The following is a 6098-nucleotide window of genomic DNA, read 5'->3' on the forward strand; positions in this document are numbered from 1 at the left end:
GGTCTTCGACGTCGCCGCCGACGGTTTGTACCTTCGCGAGATCGCTGCTGGTACCAGTATTGCCGCACTAGAGGCCGTCACCGGCACGGCCTTCCATGTTCCAAATCAAGATTTGCCGAGGTTTTAAATGGACAGGACGACTATCCTCCATGCCGTCGATTCGGTCTTCGAGAGTGAACTGGAATTTTTAGCCGAACTGGTGCGCCAAACTTCGACCCGAGGCCAAGAACAATCGGCACAGGATATTGTTGCCACAGATTTGTCTGATCGCGGCTTTGACGTCGATCGCTGGGAAATCGACGTGAATGACATATCAAACCTGCCCGGCTTCTCACCAGTCATAGGCAATTACGAGGATGCTGTGAACGTGGTGGGTAGCCTGCGTAGCCGAACCCGTAGCGGACGCAGCCTGATCCTCAACGGCCATATCGACGTCGTGCCCACCGGGCCACTAGATATGTGGAACCGCCCGCCCTTCGATCCTTACATCGATGGCGACTGGATGTACGGCCGCGGCGCGGGTGACATGAAAGCCGGATTGGCCTCGAATCTCTTTGCAATCGAGGCGTTGAAGCATCTCGGCCTGCGCCCTGCCGCCGACGTGTTCTTTCAGTCCGTTGTCGAGGAAGAATGTACTGGAAACGGTGCGCTCGCCTGCCTGCAGCGTGGCTATCGCGCCGATGCGGCGTTTCTCCCCGAGCCGTTTGCCGAAAAGCTCGTGTCCTCACAAGTTGGTGTTATCTGGTTTCAAGTGCACTTGAGGGGTTTGCCGACCCATGTCGCTTATGCCGGTTCTGGCGCAAACGCTATCGAAGCGGCTATCCCGTTGTTTGAGGCGCTGCACCGGCTGGAGCGGCAGATGAATGCAATGGAATGCCGCCATCACGACTATGTCGGCCACAGCCATGCTCTCAACCTCAACATCGGCAAGATCGAGGGCGGCGACTGGGCCAGCTCCGTCCCTGCGTGGTGTGTTTTCGATGCGCGCATAGGGGTATTTCCAGGACATGCCGTTGAAGATGTGCGCCTAATGATCGAAGAGACCATTTCCGATGCGGCTCGAAACCATCCCTTGTTGGCAAGAAACCGACCGGAAATTGTTTATAGCGGCTTTGCGGCCGAAGGTTATTCTTTCAGGGACGACAAGAGTGAGGTAGCGCACGCAGCGCTGGCAACATTGGACCGTGCTCACGGCCTTGTCTCCGGCACGCCGTTGGAGTGCGAGGCCATTACCGCGACGACGGATGCCCGCTTCTTCGGTCTCTACGCAAACACGCCCGCGCTGGTCTATGGACCGCGCGCCGAAGCGATCCATGGCTTCAACGAGCGTGTTGATCTGGCCTCGGTCCGCCGCGTGACCCAAGTGACCGCCTTATTCATTGCCGACTGGTGCGGCCTGGAGAAAGTGTAACCATGCGAGACGCCGTCATCGTTTCCACCGCCCGTACCCCGATCGGCAAGGCTTATCGCGGCGCTTTCAACGCGACGCAAGGGCCGGTCCTGGCAGCCCATGCCGTCCGCGCTGCCTTGGCGCGGGCCGGGCTGGAAGGCGGAGAAGTGCAGGATTTCACGCTCGGGTGTGCATTGACCCAGGGCACCAGCGGCATCAATGCTGCGCGGCACGCCATCTTTGCCGCAGGTCTTCCTGACGATGTGCCCGCCGCTACAATCGACCGGCAATGCGCATCCGGCCTATCCGCCATCGCGACGGCAGCAAACCAAATCCGGTCCGGCGACAGTGAGGTGGTCTTGGCCGGCGGTGTGGACAGCGTATCGCTGGTGCAGAACTCGAATTGGAACGCCACCAATTATCGTATTCCGACAGTTCGGGACGGATACTATATGCCAATGCTCGCAACGGCGGACCTTGTTGCGCGCAAGTATCACGTCAGCCGAGCGGACCAAGATGAATATGCGCTAGTCAGCCAGAAGCGTACCGCCGCCGCGCAGGAAGCGGGACGATTCGCCGATGAGGTGATTCCAGTTGAAGCTAAGCAGCTTCTGAAAAACCGGGAGACGGGCGAGGAAAGTATCGCATCCGTGCACGTAAAGCGCGATGAATGCAACCGAGCGGGCACAACTCTAGAAGGCTTGGCCGCGCTCCCAGCCACTATCGGCGAGGGCTCGACGGTCACTGCTGGCAACTCCTCTCAACTCTCAGACGGCGCCTCCGCCTGCGTCCTGATGTCGGCCTCCCAAGCGGCCTCGCGAAACATCACCCCGCTTGGTGTCTTCCGCGGCATGCTGACTGTTGGCTGCGCTCCTGAGGAAATGGGAATTGGGCCCGCATTAGCCATTCCGATCCTGCTCAACCGACACGGGCTTTCGGTCGACGACATAGATCTGTTTGAGATCAACGAGGCTTTTGCCGCGCAGCTAGTTTATTGCCGAGACCGGCTGGGACTTGATCCGGCTAAGCTGAATGTTAATGGCGGCGCCATCTCGATCGGTCATCCTTATGGGATGAGCGGAGCGCGCCTTGTTGGCCATGCGCTGCTGGAAGGGCGTAGGCGCGGAGCGCGGTATGCCGTCGTTAGCATGTGCATTGGTTGGGGTATGGGAGCCGCGGCGCTGCTTGAGGTCATTTCCTGACCGCTAAACTGGCGTCGACAATCAGCCGTCGGTGCAGAAAGGGTAGTTTATGTCGACTGTAGTGTCTTTTCGCGTAGCCGAACGTGGGGACAGCCAGGAGATTATGCGGGCACTACGTTTGCTCGCTGAATCACTTGGCGTTCCCGAGCACTTGAAATGCACCAAAGAAGATATCGAAACCGCTGGGTTCGGTCCCCGGCGCGAGTTTACAGTGATGCTCGCCGAGGTCGACGACACGATTGCTGGGATGTCTCTCTATTTTCCGATCTTTTCTACCTGGATGGGAAAGGCGGGGCTGTATATCCAAGACCTGTTTGTTCACGAGGAATTCCGCGATGATCGGGTCGGTGAAAAACTGCTGCGCCACGTCGGCCGGACCGCGTACCATGATGGTTACCGTTATCTTCGCCTGACAGTTGATAATGGCAACGAGGCGGGTGCTCGTTTCTATCTTCGGCATGGATTTGAGGCGCTGAACAATGAGACCAGCTACGGTCTTTACGGCACGGCATTTGAGGAGTTTGCCGCAGTGGAAACTAAACGCCGCTCTTGCGGCCAAACCAACCCTTGATCGTGTGTCATGCGCTCGCAATTCTTCCGTCCGGACGCGCTGTGTTTTAAGCCCTTAGTAGATCCAGAAGTGCAATTGCATGATCCTGTCCAGCCATAGTGAGACCAACGTGTGATGCTTCAAAGCCCCGGCCACCAGAATTCTTCCCTCGACGCCGCCTTGCTCGAAGCACGGGAGCGCTACACTGCAAAGCGCCCGAAGAGTGCGGCGCTGCATCGCGCGGCGGTAGAGGTTCTCCCTGGTGGCAACACCCGGACCGTGCTTGCCTACGCGCCTTTTCCAACCGCCATGGCGCGGGGCGAGGGCTGCCGTCTTCGGGACGTCGATGACAACATCTACCTGGACTTGTGTGGAGAATACACCGCTGGCCTTTTTGGCCACAGCGACAGCCGCATCCGTGCGGCTCTACACGGCGCTTTGGCGCGGGGACTGAGCCTAGCCGCTGTGGGGGAGGCCGAGCAGCGCTTTGCAAGAATTCTCTGCAGCCGCTTTCCGTCCATTGACATGATCCGCTTCACCAACAGTGGCACCGAGGCCAACCTGATCGCGCTCAGCGTCGCGCAGGTAGTGACAGGGCGCAGCCGCATCATTGCGTTTCGCGGCGGCTATCACGGCAGCCTCCTGTACTACCCCGCCACCGGTTTCAATCCAATCAATGCGACGTTCCCGGTGACACTATGTAACTACAACGACATCGACGGCACCGTGGGCGCCATCCGCTCGGCAGCGGGGGAGCTTGCAGCTGTCATAGTGGAGCCAATGCTTGGTAGCGGGGGCTGCATCGCAGCCGATCCTTTCTTTCTGGCTGCCATCGCCGAGGCTGCACGCGGTGTCGGTGCGATCCTGATTTTTGACGAGGTAATGACCTCGCGCATGTCGGCAGGCGGTCTGCAGCAGCGTCTCGGTATCTTGCCTGACATGACCACGCTAGGAAAATATATCGGCGGCGGCATGAGCTTCGGTGCGTTCGGTGGAAGGCACGACATCATGGACATCTTCGTCTCCAGTGTGCCCCATGCCGGCACATTCAACAACAACGTCATGTCCATGGCTGCAGGGATCGCCGCAATGGAAGAAGTGTTTACGGCCACAGCGGCCGCCGAGCTGTTTGCGCTAGGGGAGGGCCTACGCGAGCAACTCAACGCGATGTCTGACAGGGCCGGCGTACCGCTGCAGTTTAGTGGCCTCGGCTCGCTCGCCACGGTCCACTTTCGTCGCAACAAGATCGATCGCCCCTACGCCATCACCTCGAAGGAGGAGGCTCTCAAAGAGCTGTTCTTCTTCGACATGCTCGACTCGGGGGTCTACATCGCGCGCCGCGGCATGATGGCGCTGAGTTTGCCGACGACGGAACAGGACCTTGCACAGTTCACAACTGCCGTCGGCGATTTCCTCGACGCACGGGCGCCGTTACTGCGGTAGTCCGTCAAAGAGCTTTTGACCAATCTGGATCTGTTCTCCCGCCGTGTGGTTGGCTGATCGATGAATGCAAGTATGACTCCCATCTAGTAGCCGACGCGCTGATCATGGCCGTCCGGCACAGGAGGAGCTGGATCCGCTGCTGTACCATTCGGACCAGGGTAACCCAATACACTTGCTAGCACTCCCAGCGCCTCTGGCGATCAACTCATCACCTGCTCGATGCGCCGGTCTGGAAATGCCTGGGACAATGCCGCTTTGGAAAGCTTTTCCAACAACCTTGCTCGTTCGGCCGCCGGTGGCGTGATCCGCGCTGGATTTGACCCTATGGTGGCGGATGTCTGCTTGGCAAGGTTGGCCCCGTAGTCGCTCGTGAGGTATCGCGCTTCGCCCGCCTCGGACACGGACCTGTAGGCGTGGAGGTAGACTTCCTCGTATTTGATCGAACGCCAGAACCGCTCGAGGGCTCGACGGCTCGACGGCTCGACGGCTCGACGGCTCGACGGCTCGACGGCTCGACGGCTCGACGAAGACATTGTCCAGGCACGCACCGTTGCCGTCAATCCAAATTGGAATTCAACCGCCTCTATGCAAAAAGCGGCTTCCATCGTGATCGACAGTCGCCATGACAGAAGCCTCCGGCTTGGTAAAATGCCGTTTGTGTAGTCCCGGAAGCATCATTTCCCGCTGTCACAAAAATTGTCGAATGCTATACCATGGAGTTGGTAGCTCGTCTCATCGTTCGCCGGCTCGAATCCATGCCGGATGTAGAAGCGCTCACCTCCCAAGTTGCCATGATTAACGGTCAGGCGAAGATAACGGTAGCCACTACTACCCGCGATCCGGGCGACGTGTCGCAACAGCTTTTCACCAACCCTGGCGCTGCGGAATTCCTTGTGAACGAACAGATCTTGAATATATAGGCCCGGCTTGCCCATCCAAGTAGAAAACACCGGGAAGTAGAGGCAGATGGCTGCGATCTTGCCCTCGAGCTCGGCCAGCATCACGGTGAACTCGCATCGAGGACCGAAGCCGGCGATTTCGATATCGTCCCGAGTGCATTTGAAGCACCCGATAACGCCGAGGGATTCGGCCAGCAGCCGAAGCATCAACAGGATCTCATCGAGATCCTCAAACTCGGCTACCCGAAATGACAATCCTGATGTCATGAATGATCCTTTCTATCCAATGGCAAGGAGCGCGTTTGTGAGATGTGGATGTAGGACGCAGCGCCGCAGCTCTCATACTCAAGCCAATGCACATGCTAACCTGCAAATCGCGCACCTCGTCGGCGCCATTCCAGCAGCCCGGGCGCAAACAGTTCTGTCAGAAATTCCAACTCGTGATCGACGCATGCATCAACAGCACGAAGTATTGAAGTCCTTTCCACTTAGAACCTCGGCAAATGCTGATCCGGGATTTGGAAAGGGCGCCGGCGGCTGCACGAAGCTCGGCAAAGGCGATACCTTCGGCCATTTCGCGCGGATCCAGGCATTCGACGCTGACGTCGAAGACT

General features: G+C 58.5%; 7 protein-coding genes and 1 pseudogene. 5 read left to right on the plus strand and 3 right to left on the minus strand.

The annotated features are described in order from the left end of the window. Positions 1-127 precede the first annotated feature (127 nt). From HJC00_RS32110 to HJC00_RS32955, 5 genes and pseudogenes are all read left to right on the plus strand, one after another. Entirely contained in the window at positions 128-1411 is a 1284-nt protein-coding gene (locus HJC00_RS32110) for an ArgE/DapE family deacylase (protein WP_221150338.1), read from the plus strand. Positions 1412-1413: 2 nt separating this feature from the next. After that, entirely contained in the window at positions 1414-2592 is a 1179-nt protein-coding gene (locus HJC00_RS32115; protein ID WP_207603924.1) for a thiolase family protein, read from the plus strand. Positions 2593-2641: 49 nt separating this feature from the next. Then, the gene (locus HJC00_RS32120) at positions 2642-3163 is read left to right on the plus strand and encodes a GNAT family N-acetyltransferase (protein ID WP_207603925.1); all 522 of its coding nucleotides are present in this window, start codon (positions 2642-2644) and stop codon (positions 3161-3163) included. A 114-nt stretch (positions 3164-3277) separates the two neighbouring features. Next, positions 3278-4585, plus strand: coding sequence for an aspartate aminotransferase family protein (locus tag HJC00_RS32125; protein WP_246569474.1), 1308 nt, complete (start codon positions 3278-3280; stop codon positions 4583-4585). Positions 4586-4609: 24 nt separating this feature from the next. Then, positions 4610-4864 (plus strand): annotated as a pseudogene (locus tag HJC00_RS32955) (DDE-type integrase/transposase/recombinase); the annotation flags it as partial. Here HJC00_RS32955 and HJC00_RS32130 read toward each other — a convergent pair. The 3 genes from HJC00_RS32130 to HJC00_RS32140 all read right to left on the minus strand — a co-directional run. Next, entirely contained in the window at positions 4786-5190 is a 405-nt protein-coding gene (locus HJC00_RS32130) for a hypothetical protein (protein ID WP_221165203.1), read from the minus strand. The pseudogene HJC00_RS32955 and the gene HJC00_RS32130 sit on opposite strands and share 79 nt — an antisense overlap. Before the next feature lie 69 nt (positions 5191-5259). Further along, on the minus strand, positions 5260-5751 hold the full coding sequence (locus HJC00_RS32135; protein WP_221165204.1) for a GNAT family N-acetyltransferase: 492 nt from the start codon (positions 5749-5751) through the stop codon (positions 5260-5262). 157 nt (positions 5752-5908) lie between these two features. Continuing rightward, a partial coding sequence (locus HJC00_RS32140) for a hypothetical protein (RefSeq protein ID WP_221150340.1) occupies positions 5909-6098 on the minus strand: 190 nt, incomplete at its 5' end.

It is taken from the genome of Rhizobium sp. NLR22b, assembly GCF_019685295.1.
Taxonomy (GTDB): domain Bacteria; phylum Pseudomonadota; class Alphaproteobacteria; order Rhizobiales; family Rhizobiaceae; genus Rhizobium.

Bases quoted from the DNA above. Each gene is read 5' to 3' on its own strand.
- HJC00_RS32110 (WP_221150338.1), top strand. From the start codon at position 128: ATGGACAGGACGACTATCCTCCATGCCGTCGATTCGGTCTTCGAGAGT.
- HJC00_RS32115 (WP_207603924.1), top strand. From the start codon at position 1,414: ATGCGAGACGCCGTCATCGTTTCCACCGCCCGTACCCCGATCGGCAAG.
- HJC00_RS32120 (WP_207603925.1), top strand. From the start codon at position 2,642: ATGTCGACTGTAGTGTCTTTTCGCGTAGCCGAACGTGGGGACAGCCAG.
- HJC00_RS32125 (WP_246569474.1), top strand. From the start codon at position 3,278: ATGCTTCAAAGCCCCGGCCACCAGAATTCTTCCCTCGACGCCGCCTTG.
- HJC00_RS32130 (WP_221165203.1), bottom strand. From the start codon at position 5,190: ATGGAAGCCGCTTTTTGCATAGAGGCGGTTGAATTCCAATTTGGATTG.
- HJC00_RS32135 (WP_221165204.1), bottom strand. From the start codon at position 5,751: ATGACATCAGGATTGTCATTTCGGGTAGCCGAGTTTGAGGATCTCGAT.